Raw genomic sequence first — 17,201 nt, 5'->3', positions numbered from 1 at the left:
GCGATAAATATACGTTGAGATTGTTCGTCGGGGCTGAACCGAAGCAAGAGCGGCTGAAAATTGAACATAACGCTGCCAACGTGCGTGCGTTTTGCTTGCAGAAACACAGATAAAACGATGCATATCAAAACGGCAATAATTTGCATTATTTATACTTAGCCTCAATATTTGATACTGGACAAATTCATGTCAGTAAGCGCATTTAACCGACGCTGGGCGGCGGTGATCCTGGAAACGTTAATTCGCCACGGCGTGCAGCATATCTGTATTGCGCCCGGTTCGCGCTCGACACCGTTAACCCTGGCGGCAGCGGAAAACCACGCGTTTATTCACCATACCCATTTTGACGAACGCGGCCTCGGCCATCTGGCGCTGGGGCTGGCGAAGGCCAGCGGCCAGCCGGTGGCGGTGATTGTCACTTCCGGCACTGCGGCGGCTAATCTCTATCCGGCGCTGATCGAGGCCGGATTGACCGGCGAAAAACTCATTTTATTGACCGCCGACCGTCCTCCGGAATTAATTGACTGCGGGGCTAATCAGGCTATTCGTCAGCCGGGGATGTTTGCCTCGCATCCCTCGCAGACGATATCGTTGCCTCGTCCGTCGCCGGATATTCCCGCCCGCTGGCTGGTTTCGACTATCGATCAGGCGCTTGGCGCGCTGCGCACTGGCGGCGTTCATATTAATTGCCCGTTTGCTGAACCGCTGTATGGCGATATGGACGATACCGGCGTTGAATGGCAGCAGCAACTGGGGACATGGTGGCAGAGTGATAACCCCTGGTTGAGCCAGTCGTTGCATCTGGAAAGTGAAAAGCAGCGCGACTGGTTTTTCTGGCGACAAAAGCGCGGTGTGGTGGTAGTCGGGCGAGTGAGCGCCGAAGAGGGCAAAAAGGTGGCTGAGTGGGCGAAAACCCTCGGCTGGCCGCTGATTGGCGATGTGCTCTCACAAACCGGGCAGCCGCTGCCCTGTGCCGACTTGTGGCTTGGCAATAGCAAAGCGGTTACTGAACTGGCGCAGGCGCAAATCATTATCCAGTTGGGCAGCAGCCTGACCGGAAAACGGGTGTTACAGTGGCAGGCGACCTGCGAACCTGAAGAGTACTGGCTGGTGGACAATCTACCGGGACGTCTGGACCCGGCACAGCATCGCGGTCGTCGCCTGGTCTGCGCCATTGACCGCTGGCTGGAACTGCATCCGGCGGAAAAACGCCCGCAATGGGCGACCATGGTGCCAGAACTTGCGCGTCAGGCGTGGCAGGCGGCGGTCGCCAGTAGCGCGGATTTCGGCGAGGCGCAGCTGGCGCAACGGATTCACCGCTATCTACCGGAACAGGGTCAGCTATTTGTCGGCAACAGCCTGGTGGTGCGGTTAATTGATGCGCTGTCGCAGCTACCGGCCGGTTATCCGGTTTACAGTAATCGCGGAGCCAGCGGAATTGATGGCCTGCTGGCGACGGCCGCCGGGGTACAGCGTGCCAGCGCGCGCCCGACGCTGGCTATCGTCGGCGATCTTTCGGCGCTCTATGATCTCAATTCGCTGGCGCTGTTGCGTCAGGCGTCAGCGCCGATGGTGCTGATTGTTATCAACAATAATGGCGGGCAGATTTTCTCTCTGTTGCCGACGCCGCTGGAGCAGCGAAACCAGTTTTATCTGATGCCGCAGAATATCAATTTTGATCATGCGGCGGCGATGTTTGGTTTGCCTTACCATCGTCCGGCGGGGTGGGCGGCGCTGGAATCTGCCCTGGATGCCGCCTGGCGAGAGCCTGGCGCCACGCTAATCGAACTGGTGGTGAATGAAACCGACGGTACGCAAACGCTGCAGCAGTTGCTGGCGCAGGTAAGCCAGCTATGACGCTGCATTCGGTGGCAGAATGCGGCCAGTCGGGCTACCCCTGGCTGGTCTTTTTGCATGGTTTTTCCGGCGATTGCCGCGAATGGCGGACGGTGGGAGAGGCGTTCAGCGCCTATCCGCGTTTGTATCTCGATCTGCCGGGCCACGGAGGTTCGGCGAATATCGAAGTGAGTGACTTTGCCGATGTCTGCCAGCTCCTTAAGAATACGCTGAATAGTTACAACATACTAAAGTACTGGCTGGTGGGATACTCCCTGGGCGGACGGATGGCGATGGCCTATGTCAGCCAGCCGCGTAAAGGTCTCTGCGGGCTGGTCGTCGAAGGCGGGCATCCGGGATTACAGGATGACAACCAACGTCTGCTGCGCCAGCAAAGCGATGCCGCATGGGCGGAACGCTTGCGCTGCGAGCCTTTGCCGCAGGTCTTTGCCGACTGGTATCAACAGCCCGTTTTTGCTTCCCTTGATGAATCCCGTCGTGCGGCGCTGATTGCGCTCCGCAGCCAGAATAATGGCGCGGCGTTAGCGGCGATGCTGCAGGCAACCTCACTGGCGAAACAACCCGATCTTCGCGGGTTATTACAGATGCGTGATTTTCCTTTTCATTATCTTTGCGGCGAACGCGACGGCAAATTTCGCGCCATTGCGCGGCAACTTGCTGCGACCACGCACATTATTAATCATGCCGGACATAACGCACATCGGGAAAATCCCGATGCCGTAGCGGCCTGTCTGGCGCAGTTTTTAGCGAGTTAACTGAAGGACACCCTATGATCTCTCTTGATGAAGCCATGCTTTACGCCCCGATTGAATGGCAGGACTGCTCTGAAGGCTACACCGACATTCGTTATCAAAAATCAGCGGACGGGATTGCCAGAATCACCATCAACCGCCCGCAGGTGCGCAACGCATTCCGTCCACTGACCGTTAAAGAGATGATTCAGGCGCTGGCGGATGCCCGCTATGACGACAATATCGGCGTCATTGTCCTGACCGGCGAAGGTGACAAAGCGTTCTGTTCCGGCGGCGATCAGAAAGTTCGCGGCGATTACGGCGGCTATCAGGACGACGCCGGCGTGCATCACCTTAACGTTCTCGATTTCCAGCGTCAGATCCGTACCTGTCCGAAGCCGGTGGTGGCGATGGTCGCGGGTTACGCCATCGGCGGTGGTCATGTACTGCATATGATGTGCGATCTCACTATCGCCGCGGAAAACGCCATTTTCGGCCAGACCGGTCCGAAAGTCGGCTCATTTGACGGCGGGTGGGGCGCTTCTTATATGGCGCGCATCGTCGGGCAGAAAAAAGCCCGTGAAATCTGGTTCTTGTGCCGCCAGTACGACGCGCAACAGGCGCTGGATATGGGGCTGGTGAATACCGTGGTACTGCTGGCGGATCTGGAAAAAGAGACCGTGCGCTGGTGCCGCGAAATGCTGCAAAACAGCCCGATGGCGCTGCGCTGCCTGAAGGCGGCGCTGAACGCCGACTGCGATGGTCAGGCCGGTCTGCAGGAACTGGCGGGTAACGCCACCATGCTGTTCTATATGACCGAAGAGGGTCAGGAGGGGCGTAACGCTTTCAATCAGAAGCGCCAGCCGGACTTCAGCAAATTTAAACGGAACCCGTAATGCGACAGGTGCAGGTTTACCGCTGGCAGCTACCGATGGATGCGGGCGTCGTGCTGCGTGAACGGCGGTTAAAAACCCGCGATGGCGTGCTCCTGTGGCTGCAGGAAGGGGGGCGTGAAGGCTGGGGGGAAATATCTCCTCTGCCGGGATTCAGCCAGGAAACCCTGGACGATGCGCAGTCAGCTCTGCTTGCCTGGGCCACGGCCTGGCGCGATGGCCAGGACGCTGCTCCGCCAACGCCGCCTTCAGTTGCTTTTGGCGTCAGTTGCGCCCTGGCGGAGCTGCGTGACGAACTGCCGCACGCGGCGGATTATCGTGCCGCGCCGCTCTGTACCGGCGATCCGGATGAGCTGTTTTCGAAGCTTTCCCGGATGCCCGGTGAAAAAGTCGCGAAGGTTAAAGTCGGCTTGTATGAAGCGGTGCGCGACGGCATGGTGGTGAACCTGTTGCTGGAAGCGATTCCCGATCTGACGCTCCGCCTTGACGCTAACCGCGCCTGGACGCCGCTTAAAGCGCAGCAGTTCGCCAGATACGTTAATCCGCAATACCGCAGCCGTATTGCTTTCCTGGAAGAGCCGTGCAAAACCCGCGATGATTCGCGCGCGTTTGCCCGGGAAACCGGTATTGCCATTGCCTGGGATGAGAGCCTGCGCGAGGCGGGTTTTGCGTTTGTCCCGGAGCCGGGTTTACGGGCGGTGGTGATTAAACCTATGCTGACCGGCAGCCTGCAAAAAGTGCGGCAGCAGGTGGCGCAGGCTCATGCCCTGGGGCTGACGGCGGTCATCAGTTCATCCATTGAGTCGAGCTTTGGCCTGACGCAACTGGCGCGGGTTGCCGCCTGGCTGACGCCGCACACCATCCCCGGTCTGGATACCCTGAGTCTGATGCGCAGCCAGCTGGTTCGCTGTTGGCCGGGCAGCGATCTGCCGTGTCTGACCGTTGATGGCCTGGAGCCGCTGCTGTGACATTGGGTGACTGGCCCTGGCGCTACTGGCGTAAGCGGCGGGGAGAGGCGCAGGCGCTACGGCTGAATGAACAGCGGATAAGCTGGCGAGAACTGTGCGCGCAAATTGATGCGCTGGCCGCCGGGTTTCACGCGCAGGGCGTGAGCGAAGGCGATGGTGTGCTGATCCGCGCTTATAATCAGCCTGATGCTGTATTGGCATGGCTGGCGCTGTTGCAGTGCGGCGCTCGCGTCCTGCCGCTGAATCCGCAACTGCCGACCGCATTGTTGGCGCAACTGCTGCCCTCGTTAAGTCTGCGCCACGCGCTGCTGCTCAATGGCGATGACCTTGCGGAGAACCTCAATCTGCTGGTTATGCGCTCTGCAACTGGCGAGCACGCGGTTGACTGGCGGGACGATCGCATCGCCTCAATGACGCTAACGTCGGGGTCAACGGGGTTACCGAAAGCGGCGGTCCATACTTTTCGCGCTCATCTTGCCAGCGCTGAAGGCGTGCTGGCGATGATACCGTTTGCGCCTGAAGACGACTGGCTGCTGTCGCTGCCGCTGTTTCACGTTTCCGGCCAGGGTATTTTCTGGCGCTGGCTGCTGGCGGGCGCTGGTCTGACGGTGCGCGAGAGACAGCCGCTGGATCAGGCACTACGGGGTTGTACCCATGCTTCCCTGGTGCCAACCCAGCTCTGGCGTCTGCTGAACGGTGATGCCGGTGTGTCGTTAAACGCGGTCCTGCTTGGCGGCGCGGCGATTTCGGTGGCGCTTACCGAGCAGGCCCGTCAACGCGGTATTCGCTGCTGGTGCGGTTACGGGCTGACTGAGTTTGCCTCCACGGTGTGCGCCAAAGAGGCCGATGGTCTGGCAGATGTCGGGCGGCCGCTGCCGGGGCGTGAGTTAAAGATTGTTGATGGCGAAGTCTGGCTTTGGGCCGCCAGCATGGCAATAGGCTACTGGCGGGAGGGACAAATTACGCCGCTGATAAATGAGAGCGGCTGGTTTGCCACCCGCGATCGCGGCAGACTGGATAACGGCAAACTGACCATCCTCGGGCGCATGGACAATCTCTTTTTTAGCGGCGGGGAAGGCATTCAGCCGGAAGAGGTGGAGCGGACGATCGGCGCTCATCCGCAGGTTCAGCAGATTTTTATTGTGCCGCTGGATGATGCTGAATTTGGCCAGCGCCCTGTGGCGGTAGTGGAGTGCAGTGAACATTGCGATCTTGCTATGTTAGCTGCCTGGTGTTCCGACAAGCTGGCGCGCTTCCAGCAGCCGGTGCGCTGGCTACGGTTGCCGGAAACCCTGAACACGGGCGGGATTAAAATTTCCCGCCGGGCGCTGCGAGACTGGGTAAATGGCGGGCTTTAACCGCCATATCAACCAGCCAGAGGCGATCGTTTTCTTGTCTGTGACGTTGCAGCGCTGACGCTGTTCAGCGTATTGATGAGCCTCTTGACCCTCGCTGCTCTTTCAGAGCAAACCTTTCAGGGCCAGCGTTTTCCGGGTCGCCACGTTTAAATCATAGTGCGGAAAATCTTCCGCTTTTACCCACGCGTAGTCCTCGAACTCTTCGTTGATAGTCACCTCGCGGTTGGCGCTGACGCAGTCGAAAATCAGGTAAATCATATAAATTTCTTCCTGGCGGCCATCGGCGTAGGTTTTAACCCGCACGTCGTCACTAAAGGTCCACGGTGTAATACTTGCCAGTTGCAATTTATCCCCCAGCTCTTCACGAATCTCCCGTCGTAGCGCTTCTTCAATACGTTCTCCTGGTTCCACGCCGCCGCCGGAGAGCGCCCACTGGCCGGGAAACACGCCGCGATCGTTTGCCATTTTGCACAGCAGATAGTGACCTTCATTTTGGATAAGCGGGCAGACGATGGTCCTTTGACGCATGATTTTTCCTTAATAATGGCATGGATAACTATTGGGCTGGATCAGTTTGCGAGCCGCTTCCGTAAACTGCAAGTGAAAACGCGCGGCTGATCCCACGGATGAGCGACCTGGCGCACATTATTCAGGGACACGATAAATTGGAATCAGTAGCAACTGGTTACAATCACAAGGGTAAAGGCGGCCTCAGTTCATTGATTCCTTAGCGTTCAGCAGTACAATTCTGCGGTGTTTCGGGATTTTTTTATTCATGTCTTCTGGATAGATAAAAATGAAAAAAAGCATAATGATGGCCCTCTGCGGCATGATGTTCGTCTCGACGGCGGCAAATGCCATCAGCGTTGGCGGGCAGGTTGGTAAGCACTACACCAACCTTGGGGTCGGTTTTGGCACGGAATCCACGGGCCTGGCAGTGACCGGCAACTGGTTGCACAACGATGATGATGGCGATGCGGCAGGGCTGGGGTTAGGGCTGAATGTGCCGTTGGGGCCATTTCTGGCGACCGTGGGCGGCAAAGGCGTTTACACTAACCCGAAGGACGGCAGTGATGGCTACGCGGCAGCGGTTGGCGGCGGTTTGCAGTGGAAAATTGGCAGCAGTTTCCGCCTTTTTGGCGAATATTATTACTCCCCGGATTCACTCTCCAGCGGCATCGACAGCTATCAGGAAGCCAATGCCGGCGCGCGTTTCACCATTATGCGCCCGCTAAGTATCGAAGCCGGTTATCGTTATCTTAATCTGGCAGGCAAAGACGGCCATCGCGATAATACCGTGGCGGACGGTCCGTACATCGGCGTTAACGCCAGCTTCTGATCCTCCGGCGCGGTATGCCGCCGCGCCTGATTTTTCGCGTTTTTCAGCCAGCGACTTCGCGCTACTTTGTCGTTCCTTTCTCGCGTTCCCCCGGCAGACAACGATCGGCGTTGTTCGGGGAACGTCTGTGGTTCCCTGTCCCGCAGCGGGAATGATTTAAGGTATAGTATTCCGACTAATCAGGCTGGAGTTGACAATGTTAAACGTGGAAATGCTGTCCACTGGCGACGAAGTATTGCATGGACAAATCGTCGATACGAATGCCGCGTGGCTGGCGGATTTCTTTTTTGATCAAGGATTACCTCTCAACCGTCGCAATACCGTGGGTGACGATCTCAATGCTCTGGTGGCGATTTTACGCGAGCGCAGCGAGCATGCCGATGTTCTGATCGTTAACGGTGGTCTGGGGCCAACCAGCGACGATCTGAGTGCGCTGGCCGCGGCGACGGCCAAAGGCGAAGGGTTGATTTTGCATGAAGAGTGGCTGGACACGATGGCCCGTTTCTTTGCTGAACGGGGAAGGCCGATGTCCGCCAGTAACCGCAAGCAGGCGGAAATTCCGCAAAGCGCGGAGATGATCAATAACCCGGTCGGCACCGCCTGTGGCTTTGTTTTGCAGCTTAATCGCTGCCTGATGTTCTTCACCCCCGGCGTGCCTTCCGAGTTTAAGGTTATGGTCGAGCAGGAGATTTTACCGCGCCTGCGCGCACGTTTCCCGCTACCGGCTCCCCCGCTGTGTCTGCGTTTGACCACTTTTGGACGCTCGGAAAGCGAACTGGCGCAGAGCCTCGATCATCTGCCGTTGCCGCCTGGCGTGGTGATGGGCTATCGCTCGTCAATGCCAATTATCGAACTGAAGCTGACCGGGCCTGCTGAGCAGCGCGAGGCGATGCTGGCGCTGTGGTCGGAAGTGAAGACGGTCGCCGGAGATAGTATGATCTTCGAAGGCACTGAAGGCCTGCCGGCACAGATTGCCTGTCGCCTGCAGGCGCGCCAGCTAAGCCTGACGCTGAGCGAGCAGTTTACCGGCGGTCTGCTGGCGCTACAGCTTTCACGCGTCAATGCACCGCTGCTGGCCAGTGAAGTGATCCCCGCTCAGGAAGAGACCCTCGCGCAGTCCGCTCGCTGGGCGGCTGAACGGCGCGAAAAACACTTTGCTGGTCTGGCGCTGGCGGTCAGCGCTCAGGAAGGTGGGTATTTGAACTTTGCGCTCTCCACGCCGGAAGGTACTCACGCCCTGCGGGTCAAATTCAGCACCAATCGTCATAGCTTACAGGTGCGTCAGGAGGTCTGTGCAATGATGGCCCTGAACATGCTACGCCGTTGGCTCAATGGTCAGCCGGTAGCCAGCGAGCATGGCTGGATTAACGTTGTCGAGTCACTGTTCGTTTAAACACACCGCTGCGTCGGGAACCGCTTCCGGCGCGGCATAAGTCCAGCCCGCTGTACTCGCTTTAAAATATTCTGTGCACTATCTCGCATTTTCCCCTCTTCAGGCGTCCACTTCGCTGGAATAGTGTCGTCATTTGAAGTCGCTCACAATTTACAGCCCCGACAACCGCAACACTGATTCCAGTATTCAGGATTGGAGTCCATCATGTTGGAATCAAGCAAAGTTCCGGCGTTGACCCGCGCCATTGATATTCTCAATTTGATCGCTCGCATCGGCCCCTGCAGCGCCGCGACCATTATTGACGAACTGGGTATTCCGAAAAGTACCGTTTATTTGCTGCTGGGTGAGCTGAAAAAGCAGCGTTTTCTCAGCATCGATAATCAGGACAACTACTGCCTGTGGACCAAACTGGTTGAACTGGCCGGCCATGCGTTAAGCAAAATGGATCTGCGTGAACTGGCGCGCCCGCGCCTGACGCAATTGATGGATCAATGCGGGCTGCTTTGCCACCTGGGCATTATTGATAACGGTAACGCTTATTACATTCTGAAAATTGAATCCCCGGCCACCATCAGCGTGCGTTCGCATGAGGGGAAGAGTCTGTCGCTTTATCGCTCCGGTATCGGTAAATGCCTGCTGGCCTGGCAGCCTGAACGGGTACAGGAATCCATTATCAGCGAACTGCGTTGGGAGCAGGCTACGCCAACCACTATCACCAGTGCGTCGCAGCTTCGCGATGAGCTGGGGCGCATTCGCGCCAGAGGCTGGAGCTTCGATAACGGCGAAGATTATCCGGATGTTCGTTGCGTGGCCGCGCCGGTGTTTAACGCCAATAACCAGTTGACCGCCGCCATCTCCGTGGTGGGGACGCGTCTGCAAATCAATGAAGACAATCGTGATTACCTTGCCGGTAAAGCGATTGCCTGCGCCAAAGATATTTCCCGACTGTTGGGGTGGAAGAGCCCCTTTGAACAACAAGCCTCATAATAAGGAGAAGCGTATGACCCTACCGAAAATTAAACACGTTCGCGCCTGGTTTATCGGCGGTGCGACGGCAGAGAAAGGTGCAGGCGGCGGTGATTATCACGACCAGGGGGCGAACCACTGGATTGACGATCATATCGCCACCCCAATGAGCAAATACAAACAATATGAACAGTCCCGACAGTCGTTTGGCATCAACGTTTTGGGCACGCTGATTGTGGAGGTGGAGGCTGAGAACGGGCAGACCGGTTTTGCGGTATCAACGGCGGGGGAGATGGGCTGCTTTATTGTTGAGAAACACCTCAACCGTTTTATTGAAGGTAAATGCGTCAGCGATATTAAACTGATCCATGATCAGATGCTCAACGCCACCATGTATTATTCCGGCTCCGGTGGTCTGGTGATGAACACTATCTCCTGTATTGACCTGGCGCTGTGGGACCTGTTCGGCAAAGTCGTCGGCCTGCCGGTGTATAAACTGCTGGGCGGCGCGGTGCGCGATGAAATTCAGTTCTATGCGACCGGCGCGCGCCCGGATCTGGCGCAACAGATGGGCTTTATCGGCGGAAAAATGCCGACCCACTGGGGGCCGCACGATGGCGATGCAGGGGTGCGTAAAGATGCCGCGATGGTCGCAGAGTATCGCGAAAAATGCGGCCCGGATTTCTGGCTGATGCTGGACTGCTGGATGAGCCAGGATGTTAACTACGCCACTAAGCTGGCTCACGCCTGTGCGCCGTATAACCTCAAGTGGATCGAAGAGTGCCTGCCGCCGCAGCAGTACGAAGGCTATCGCGAACTTAAACGCAATGCGCCAGCCGGGATGATGGTCACCAGCGGCGAGCATCACGGTACGCTGCAATCCTTCCGTACGCTGTCGGAAACTGGCATTGATATTATGCAGCCTGATGTTGGCTGGTGCGGCGGCCTGACCACGCTGGTGGAGATCGCGGCGATCGCCAAAGCGCGCGGCCAACTGGTGGTACCGCACGGTTCATCCGTCTATTCCCACCATGCGGTCATTACGTTTACCAACACGCCGTTTAGCGAGTTCCTGATGACCAGCCCGGATTGTTCAACCTTGCGTCCGCAGTTTGATCCGATTCTGGTTGGCGAGCCGGTGCCGGAGAAGGGGCGCATTCACAAAAGCGTGCTGGATAAGCCGGGATTTGGCGTCGAGCTGAATCGCGACTGCAACCTGAAGCGACCTTATAGCCACTGATCCTGCCGTGCCGCACCGTGCTGACGTGCGGCCTCTTCTTGAGGATATTACGATGAGCAACACCTTGCTTGAGAGCGTGGTGAAGAAAAACCGCGCCCGTTTGATCCCGTTTATGCTGGCGCTGTACGTGCTGGCGTTTCTTGACCGCTCGAATATCGGTTTTGCCAAAGAGACCTACCAACTGGATACCGGGTTAAGTAATGAAGCCTATGCGCTGGGGGCGGGGATTTTCTTTGTGGTATACGCCTTTCTTGGCGTGCCTGCTAACCTGCTGATGCGCAAATTCGGCGCGCGAAAATGGATTGGCTGCACCACGCTGCTGTGGGGCGTGCTCTCCGCAGCGATGGCTGGGGCGGATACGGAAGCGAAATTTTTGCTGATACGCACCTTACTCGGGGCTGCCGAAGCAGGCTTTTTCCCCGGAATGATCTACCTGACCTCCCAGTGGTTTCCGCAGCAAAATCGCGCCAGCATCATGGGGCTGTTCTATATGGGGGCACCGCTGGCGTTGACTCTCGGTTCGCCTTTATCCGGTGCGCTGCTGGAAATGCACGGTTTTATGGGGCATCCGGGTTGGTTCTGGATGTTCATTATTGAGGGATTATTGGCCGTTGGCGCGGGGGTATTTACCTTCTTCTGGCTGGACGACACGCCGCAAAATGCGCGTTTCCTGAGCGCGACTGAAAAACAGGCGCTGATCGGCGAACTGGCCAGAGAAGAGGAGAAAAAGATCACATCGCGGCTCTCCGATGCGCTGCGCAATGGCCGGGTCTGGCAACTGGCGATTATCTATCTGACTATTCAGGTAGCGGTTTACGGTTTGATTTTCTTCCTGCCGACCCAGGTTGCCGCGCTGCTGGGCACCAAAGTCGGGTTTGTGGCCTCGGTGGTGACCGCCATCCCGTGGATTGCGGCGCTACTTGGCACCTGGCTTATTCCTCGCTATTCCGACCGTACCGGCGAGCGCCGTAATATTGCGGCATTCACCCTGCTGGCGGCGGCGATTGGCATTGCCGTCTCCGGACTGGTTTCACCGGTGCTGGCGATTATCGCCCTGTGCGTAGCCGCCGTTGGCGTGATTGCCGTGCAGCCGGTTTTCTGGACCATGCCGACTCAGTTGTTGTCCGGCACGGCGCTGGCCGCCGGCATTGGTTTCATCAATCTGTTTGGCGCCATTGGCGGTTTTCTGGCACCGATTGTTCGTGTCCAGGCGGAAACGATTTTCGCCAGTGATGCCGCCGGATTATTGACGCTTGCCGGTGTGGCGATTATTGGGGTCGCTATTATCTTTTCACTGCGTGTTAATCGCGCCGTTCCGCGGGCTGACAGCGTACAGCATTAACGTAAGGGATACCTATGAACGCAATTTTATCGAATCCGTTTAAAGCGGGATTATTACAGGGGGAAGCGCAAATTGGCCTGTGGCTGAGCTCGACCTCCTCTTATATGGCCGAGATCGCCGCCACTTCAGGTTACGACTGGCTGCTGATCGACGGCGAACATGCGCCGAATACTATCCAGGATCTTTATCATCAGCTTCAGGCTATTGCGCCGTATGCCAGTCAGCCGGTGATTCGCCCGGTAGAGGGCAGTCGCACCCTGATTAAGCAGGTGCTGGATATCGGCGCCAGAACGCTGCTGGTACCGATGGTCGATACCGCCGGACAGGCGCGGGAGATTGTTTCGGCAACCCGTTATCCGCCGATCGGGACGCGCGGCGTCGGCGCCGGAGTGGCCCGCGCCGCACGCTGGGGAAGGGTCGAAAACTATATGGCGCAGGCGAATGATGAACTCTGCTTGTTGATCCAGGTGGAGAGCAAAACGGCGCTTGATAACCTGGATGCGATCCTCGAAGTGGAGGGCATTGATGGCGTATTTATTGGTCCTGCTGATTTATCGGCTTCGCTGGGGTATCCGGATAACGCGGGTCACCCGGAGGTGCAGCGGATTATAGAACAGAGCATCCGCCGCATTCGCGCGGCGGGGAAAGCTGCCGGATTCCTGGCTGTGGACCCGGAAATGGCGCAAAAAGCACTGGCGTGGGGGGCGAACTTCGTCGCCGTGGGCGTCGATACCCAGCTTTATACCAGCGCGCTGGATAACCGGCTGGCGATGTTCAAGCCGGTAGCCGGGCAACCGGGAGGAAAGGGGAGCTACTAGGCGCTTAATGGCGCGGGTTTTCAGGCCAGCGCCTGCGCCAGCAGGGAGATGGGATGTTCACAGCGCTTGCTGGTGGACATCTCAATCTGCCACTTGCAGGTTTCGCAATCGGTCACCACCAGATCTGCGCCGCTTTCGTCAATCTGCCGGAACAGCGGTGCGCCAATCGCCTGCGACGAAGCGTAATTCTCCGACTTAAACCCGTAGGTTCCGGCGATACCGCAGCACTGGGAATCGAGCACTTGCAGTTGCAAGCCGGGGATCAGCCGCAGTAGCTCAAGGGTATACAGCGACCAGCCCATTTTCTCCATATGACAAGGGGTGTGATAAACCACCTTCAGCGGCAGCGATTTTAAAGGCAAACTGCGACCGGCATCCAACTGACGCCAAATCCAGCGGGTAGCCAGTTCAATCCGTTCGCGAATGTCGTGATTATCGATATCCAGCACATGCGAATATTCGTCGCGCAAGGTAAAGGCGCAGGTCGATGAGGTGGCGATAATCGGCAGGTTATTTTCCCGCATCGCCGCGACGTTACTGAGCGCCTGTTTACGCGCTTTAGCAAAAAATCCGTTGGCGATTAACGGCACGCCGCAGCACTTCTCTTTGCTGAGTAACTGCACGCCGACCCCCATAGCGTTCATCACGCGGACAAGATCTTTGCCCAGTTGCGGATGATTATAGTTGACATAGCAACCGTGAAAGAAAGCGACCTGCTCGCGATATTGCGCCTGTTGGGCGGCCAACTGGCGCCAGGCGCGGCGAAAGGTGCCGAAACCATACTTAGGCAGCGTGCGGCGATGATCGATTTTCAGCGTCGCGTCGAGAACCTGGCGTATCGGCTTTAGCCCGGTTACGGCATTAACCAGCGGTGCAAACGGTGTGGATAGCGTGCCCATCAGGTCGGTGTGGCTGAGCACGGCATCGCGCAAGGTCGGTTTTTGCTGACTGTACTGAATGCGCGCCCGCTGGATAATATCGCCGATTCTGACATCTGAAGGGCAGGCTACCTCGCAACGCTTACAGTTAATGCAATATTTTAACGCTTCATCGTAGAGGGCGCCGTCCTTCAGACGTAAACGCTCGCCGTCCGGTCCGGCCTGCTTGGGGCCCGGATAACGCGGATTGACGCGGCTGACAGGGCAGGCGGTAGTGCAAACGGTACATTTAATGCATTGCTCAAAACGGGTGTCGTTCATGATTCTTCTCCGGCAAGCTCGCTAATTTGCTTTGCGGCATGCAGCGCCGTCACCGCGCAGATGCCGCCGCCGCATCCCAGGGCAATGGCATCAAAACCTCCGAGCAGGGAACCAATGGCGAACAAATTTTCCAGTGGCTGCCCCTGACGCTGCGGGCGTAGATTCGCATCGGTTTTCAGGCCGAAACGTTGCCAGGGCTGCGAAGCAAAAAAGTCCTGCTGATACCAGCCTTCGCGCGGTAACGTCTGTTGCAGGTCGAGACCAAGAATCGGCTCCCGCACAGCGTCACGTTCGGCGACCAGTCCATTACTGAAAAAGCTGCCGCTGGCCAGCACGGCAAAACGCGGACGCAGCGGGATATCGCCGTGGTTGCGCGTCCAGACTGCGTCAACGACACCATTATGATGACTGATGTTGATCGCTTCATCCCCATTAAGCCAGGTTCCGCCGCGACGAATAAACTGGCGCTGTAGCTGAGCGTGCAGGCGCATCCCCGGCACCGATGGCGGCAGAGTCGGCAGCAGGCGAAGCGGGCAGGGCATGCGTTGTTGCAGCCAGTGATAGAGGCGATCATCGGCGAGACCGAAACAGGCTGGCATGATTAACAAATTGTGTTGCTGCGCGAGCGGACGGAGCGCGGCCAGCAGCGTCGGCCAATGGGCGTCGTCGTCCAGCAGGCGGGCGATATTCGCGGCGCGGAATTCGGAGGGATTATCGCGCAGGACATCAAGCAGAGGTAAATCGATCTCTTTCGCCGTCGCGCTGACGCCGCGCTGATTCAGTGAGGCCGCGGCCAGATGCGGCTGGAAATCGGCAAATCCGCTGATACCGACCAGACAGACCTGGCGGGCGGGCAGCGGCGCGGTAGCGATTTCCTGCGGTGAAAGCCAGGCCGCGCGTAACGTTCCTAACGGCGTGACGCGCAGATGCGACTGGCTGGCGTCTCCCTGCATGACGATGCCGCTGGCGGCAAGCAGTTGCTGGGTCTGGCGGGCGTACATCATAACCCGCTCGACGCCAAGTCTGGCATAAGGGTGTTGCGGAAGCTGGTGGGTTAGCTGGTTTATGCCGTGAGCGATATCGGTGACGCTTTCACCGTTCGGCAGCGCCGAGAGCAGATCCAGCGAGGCGGAAGAGAAGTGCAGAGCGCTTTGACCGCGACTGACAATCACGCTGCGCAGGCCGCGCTGGTTTAGCGCCAGCCCGCATAGTAACCCGGCCAGTCCGCCGCCGATAATCACGCAATCAAACTTCATCCTGATGCTCCTTCTGTAGCCCGCACAGGCCGAGATAAACCCAACGGGTAAACTCGCTTTCGCGCAGCGCATCGCCCCAGGCGACCGGTTGCACGCCTTTCCAGCGTTCGTTAAGAAATTCAGACAACTGCGTGAGGGATTGCGCAGAGGTGGCGACGTTGAAGCGCTGTAGCAGTCCGGCGGCGCGACAGGCGCACAGTTCGCCCTGGCAGGTCCCCATGCCGACGCGGGTGCGGCGGCGCAAATCGAGCAGATTTTTCACCGCCAGATTTTCCACTGCGTACTGAACTTCGCCGGCGGTGACGGCTTCGCATTCGCAGACCAGACTTCGGTGCTGGCGGCTATCGCCAAGCCAGGCAGGGGTGCGATCGCCATGGCGATAGATGGCCGACCCGCGCAGCGGCGCAGGTAAAGAGATAATTTTGCGCAGGGTGGTTTCTGCCGATTCCTGCGAACCGGGCAGCGGCGTATCGGCAGTGGTGCAGGGCGTGGTGTTGCCCAGTTTGCGGCACACCGCATCCGTGGCCCATTCCGCCATCAGGCGATAGGTCATCAGCTTGCCGCCGGTGATGGTGATAAAGCCGTTCAGGCCGTCGCGTTGGGCGTGATCGAGCAGGACGATGCCGCGACTGACGTTGCGCCCGCTCGGATCGTCATCGCTGGCGACCAGCGGGCGCACGCCGGAGTAAGCGCGCAGCACGCGGGTGCGGCCCAGTACCGGGGCCAGCTTTTCACCTTCGCGCAGCAGGATATCGACTTCGGCGGCGGTGACCCGGTTATCGTCTATTTCATCATAGGCGATATGCATTGAGGTGGTGCCGATTAGCGAGATGGTATCGCCGGGCACCAGAATATCGGCGTCGGCGGGTTTGCGGCAGCGGTTAATGACCTGTTGGTTAATACGGTGATCGAGGATTAACAGAGACCCCTTGGCCGGGAACATGGCGACGCGCAGGTCGGCATACTCGGCGATGTGCTGCCCCCAGATACCGGCGGCGTTGACCACCACGCTGGCGCGTAGCGTACGCGCTGCATGATGTTGGTGGTCATAAAAGTGGACGCCGCAGACGCGATCGCTCTCGCGAAGTAAACCGGTGACTTCACAGCCGGTGAGCACCAGCGTGCCATGCTCGCGGGCATCCAGCATATTGGCGGCGGTAAGACGGAAGGGATCTACGGTGCCGTCGGGAACCTGAACGGCGCCGATTAACGTGGGATTGACGGCAGGTTCAATGCGCAGCGCTTCGGCGGGCGTCAGGGGATTAGCATCAATATCCGCCTGTCGGCAGGCGGTGATAAAGGTTTGCTGATAGGCCAGATCGTCTTCGGGTAGCGTGATAAACAACCCGCTGGTTGGCTCAATACAGTGACGGGCGATGCGGCGTAAGATCCGGTTTTCGCTAATGCACTCTCGCGCCGATTCGCTATCGGTGACCGCGTAGCGCGCGCCGCTGTGCAATAATCCATGGTTACGTCCGGTTGCGCCGGTGGCGATGTCATGTCGCTCAATCAGCGCCACACGTAGCCCTCGCAGCGAACAGTCCCGCGCGATCCCCGCGCCGGTTGCGCCGCCGCCGATGATAATGACATCGCATTCCTGGGTGTCGGCCATTTTCACATCCCTCTACTTTCGCTTTACATCATTTAGCCATACTGAACGTGTGGATTGTTTGATTTCGAGCATATTCGAGCAAAATTCGAACTGAATTTGTGATTTTGTGCTCACAATGGAAAATTTTGTCATATTTCTGTAACAATATGTGCAATGTTTCACAGTATCGACACAGCGCTTTGCCTACTATCGCAGTCTCAACGGAACCTGGTGAATAAACTGGCTTTTT

General features: G+C 57.9%; 15 protein-coding genes. 11 read left to right on the top strand and 4 right to left on the bottom strand.

The genetic code is table 11. The features are described 5' to 3' along the window. The first annotated feature begins 186 nt into the window (after positions 1-186). The 5 genes from menD to menE are packed head-to-tail and all read left to right on the top strand — an operon-like array spanning position 187 to position 5,807. Positions 187-1,857 carry a 2-succinyl-5-enolpyruvyl-6-hydroxy-3-cyclohexene-1-carboxylic-acid synthase gene (gene menD, locus FE839_RS13650; protein WP_138361352.1) on the top strand — a complete coding sequence of 557 codons (1,671 nt, stop codon included), beginning with the start codon at positions 187-189 and terminating at the stop codon, positions 1,855-1,857. Next, entirely contained in the window at positions 1,854-2,612 is a 759-nt protein-coding gene (gene menH, locus FE839_RS13645; protein WP_138361351.1) for a 2-succinyl-6-hydroxy-2,4-cyclohexadiene-1-carboxylate synthase, read from the top strand. The genes menD and menH overlap by 4 nt, the downstream gene beginning before the upstream one ends. Positions 2,613-2,626: 14 nt before the next feature. After that, positions 2,627-3,484, top strand: coding sequence for a 1,4-dihydroxy-2-naphthoyl-CoA synthase (gene menB / locus FE839_RS13640; protein WP_138361350.1), 858 nt, complete (start codon positions 2,627-2,629; stop codon positions 3,482-3,484). Further along, positions 3,484-4,449: an o-succinylbenzoate synthase gene (gene menC, locus FE839_RS13635; RefSeq protein ID WP_138361349.1), complete on the top strand. Its 966-nt coding sequence runs from the start codon at positions 3,484-3,486 to the stop codon at positions 4,447-4,449. Before menB ends, menC begins: the two co-directional genes overlap by 1 nt. Then, the gene (gene menE / locus FE839_RS13630) at positions 4,446-5,807 is read left to right on the top strand and encodes an o-succinylbenzoate--CoA ligase (protein WP_138361348.1); all 1,362 of its coding nucleotides are present in this window, start codon (positions 4,446-4,448) and stop codon (positions 5,805-5,807) included. Before menC ends, menE begins: the two co-directional genes overlap by 4 nt. 102 nt (positions 5,808-5,909) lie before the next feature. Here menE and nudI read toward each other — a convergent pair whose 3' ends face one another. Beyond that, positions 5,910-6,335 carry a nucleoside triphosphatase NudI gene (nudI, locus tag FE839_RS13625; RefSeq protein ID WP_138361347.1) on the bottom strand — a complete coding sequence of 142 codons (426 nt, stop codon included), beginning with the start codon at positions 6,333-6,335 and terminating at the stop codon, positions 5,910-5,912. Positions 6,336-6,603: 268 nt separating this feature from the next. Between nudI and FE839_RS13620 the strand changes: the two genes are divergently transcribed. The 6 genes from FE839_RS13620 (at position 6,604) to yfaU (ending at position 12,905) form a co-directional block, all read left to right on the top strand. Then, positions 6,604-7,146 carry a YfaZ family outer membrane protein gene (locus tag FE839_RS13620; protein WP_138361346.1) on the top strand — a complete coding sequence of 181 codons (543 nt, stop codon included), beginning with the start codon at positions 6,604-6,606 and terminating at the stop codon, positions 7,144-7,146. 196 nt (positions 7,147-7,342) lie between these two features. Beyond that, a complete protein-coding gene (locus tag FE839_RS13615; protein ID WP_138361345.1) occupies positions 7,343-8,539 on the top strand; it encodes a nicotinamide mononucleotide deamidase-related protein YfaY in 1,197 nt (398 codons plus the stop codon). 204 nt (positions 8,540-8,743) lie between these two features. Further along, positions 8,744-9,526 carry an IclR family transcriptional regulator gene (locus FE839_RS13610; RefSeq protein ID WP_138361344.1) on the top strand — a complete coding sequence of 261 codons (783 nt, stop codon included), beginning with the start codon at positions 8,744-8,746 and terminating at the stop codon, positions 9,524-9,526. A 13-nt stretch (positions 9,527-9,539) separates the two neighbouring features. Further along, positions 9,540-10,745, top strand: coding sequence for an L-rhamnonate dehydratase (rhmD, locus tag FE839_RS13605; RefSeq protein ID WP_138361343.1), 1,206 nt, complete (start codon positions 9,540-9,542; stop codon positions 10,743-10,745). A gap of 52 nt (positions 10,746-10,797) precedes the next feature. After that, positions 10,798-12,087 carry an MFS transporter gene (locus FE839_RS13600; protein WP_138361342.1) on the top strand — a complete coding sequence of 430 codons (1,290 nt, stop codon included), beginning with the start codon at positions 10,798-10,800 and terminating at the stop codon, positions 12,085-12,087. A 14-nt stretch (positions 12,088-12,101) separates the two neighbouring features. Continuing rightward, positions 12,102-12,905, top strand: coding sequence for a 2-keto-3-deoxy-L-rhamnonate aldolase (gene yfaU, locus FE839_RS13595; RefSeq protein ID WP_138361341.1), 804 nt, complete (start codon positions 12,102-12,104; stop codon positions 12,903-12,905). A 20-nt stretch (positions 12,906-12,925) separates the two neighbouring features. On the opposite strand, the gene glpC is transcribed toward yfaU, so the two are convergent. The 3 genes from glpC to glpA are packed head-to-tail and all read right to left on the bottom strand — an operon-like array spanning position 12,926 to position 16,972. Continuing rightward, the gene (gene glpC, locus FE839_RS13590; RefSeq protein WP_138361340.1) at positions 12,926-14,104 is read right to left on the bottom strand and encodes an anaerobic glycerol-3-phosphate dehydrogenase subunit GlpC; all 1,179 of its coding nucleotides are present in this window, start codon (positions 14,102-14,104) and stop codon (positions 12,926-12,928) included. After that, on the bottom strand, positions 14,101-15,360 hold the full coding sequence (glpB, locus tag FE839_RS13585) for a glycerol-3-phosphate dehydrogenase subunit GlpB (RefSeq protein WP_138361339.1): 1,260 nt from the start codon (positions 15,358-15,360) through the stop codon (positions 14,101-14,103). The genes glpC and glpB overlap by 4 nt, the downstream gene beginning before the upstream one ends. Further along, on the bottom strand, positions 15,350-16,972 hold the full coding sequence (glpA, locus tag FE839_RS13580) for an anaerobic glycerol-3-phosphate dehydrogenase subunit A (protein ID WP_138361338.1): 1,623 nt from the start codon (positions 16,970-16,972) through the stop codon (positions 15,350-15,352). The genes glpB and glpA overlap by 11 nt, the downstream gene beginning before the upstream one ends. Between the last annotated feature and the right edge of the window lie 229 nt (positions 16,973-17,201).

The sequence above is a fragment of the Klebsiella indica genome (assembly GCF_005860775.1).
Lineage (GTDB): Bacteria > Pseudomonadota > Gammaproteobacteria > Enterobacterales > Enterobacteriaceae > Klebsiella > Klebsiella indica.
Note: the sequence above shows the minus strand (reverse complement) of the source record. Positions and strands in the feature narration are given on the sequence as shown.

Excerpts from the sequence above, each read along its gene's own strand:
- menD (WP_138361352.1), top strand. The coding sequence starts at position 187 with ATGTCAGTAAGCGCATTTAACCGACGCTGGGCGGCGGTGATCCTGGAA.
- nudI (WP_138361347.1), bottom strand. The coding sequence starts at position 6,335 with ATGCGTCAAAGGACCATCGTCTGCCCGCTTATCCAAAATGAAGGTCAC.
- glpB (WP_138361339.1), bottom strand. The coding sequence starts at position 15,360 with ATGAAGTTTGATTGCGTGATTATCGGCGGCGGACTGGCCGGGTTACTA.
- menB (WP_138361350.1), top strand. The coding sequence starts at position 2,627 with ATGATCTCTCTTGATGAAGCCATGCTTTACGCCCCGATTGAATGGCAG.
- FE839_RS13615 (WP_138361345.1), top strand. The coding sequence starts at position 7,343 with ATGTTAAACGTGGAAATGCTGTCCACTGGCGACGAAGTATTGCATGGA.
- FE839_RS13610 (WP_138361344.1), top strand. The coding sequence starts at position 8,744 with ATGTTGGAATCAAGCAAAGTTCCGGCGTTGACCCGCGCCATTGATATT.
- menH (WP_138361351.1), top strand. The coding sequence starts at position 1,854 with ATGACGCTGCATTCGGTGGCAGAATGCGGCCAGTCGGGCTACCCCTGG.
- glpA (WP_138361338.1), bottom strand. The coding sequence starts at position 16,972 with ATGGCCGACACCCAGGAATGCGATGTCATTATCATCGGCGGCGGCGCA.
- FE839_RS13600 (WP_138361342.1), top strand. The coding sequence starts at position 10,798 with ATGAGCAACACCTTGCTTGAGAGCGTGGTGAAGAAAAACCGCGCCCGT.
- yfaU (WP_138361341.1), top strand. The coding sequence starts at position 12,102 with ATGAACGCAATTTTATCGAATCCGTTTAAAGCGGGATTATTACAGGGG.
- FE839_RS13620 (WP_138361346.1), top strand. The coding sequence starts at position 6,604 with ATGAAAAAAAGCATAATGATGGCCCTCTGCGGCATGATGTTCGTCTCG.
- glpC (WP_138361340.1), bottom strand. The coding sequence starts at position 14,104 with ATGAACGACACCCGTTTTGAGCAATGCATTAAATGTACCGTTTGCACT.
- menC (WP_138361349.1), top strand. The coding sequence starts at position 3,484 with ATGCGACAGGTGCAGGTTTACCGCTGGCAGCTACCGATGGATGCGGGC.
- rhmD (WP_138361343.1), top strand. The coding sequence starts at position 9,540 with ATGACCCTACCGAAAATTAAACACGTTCGCGCCTGGTTTATCGGCGGT.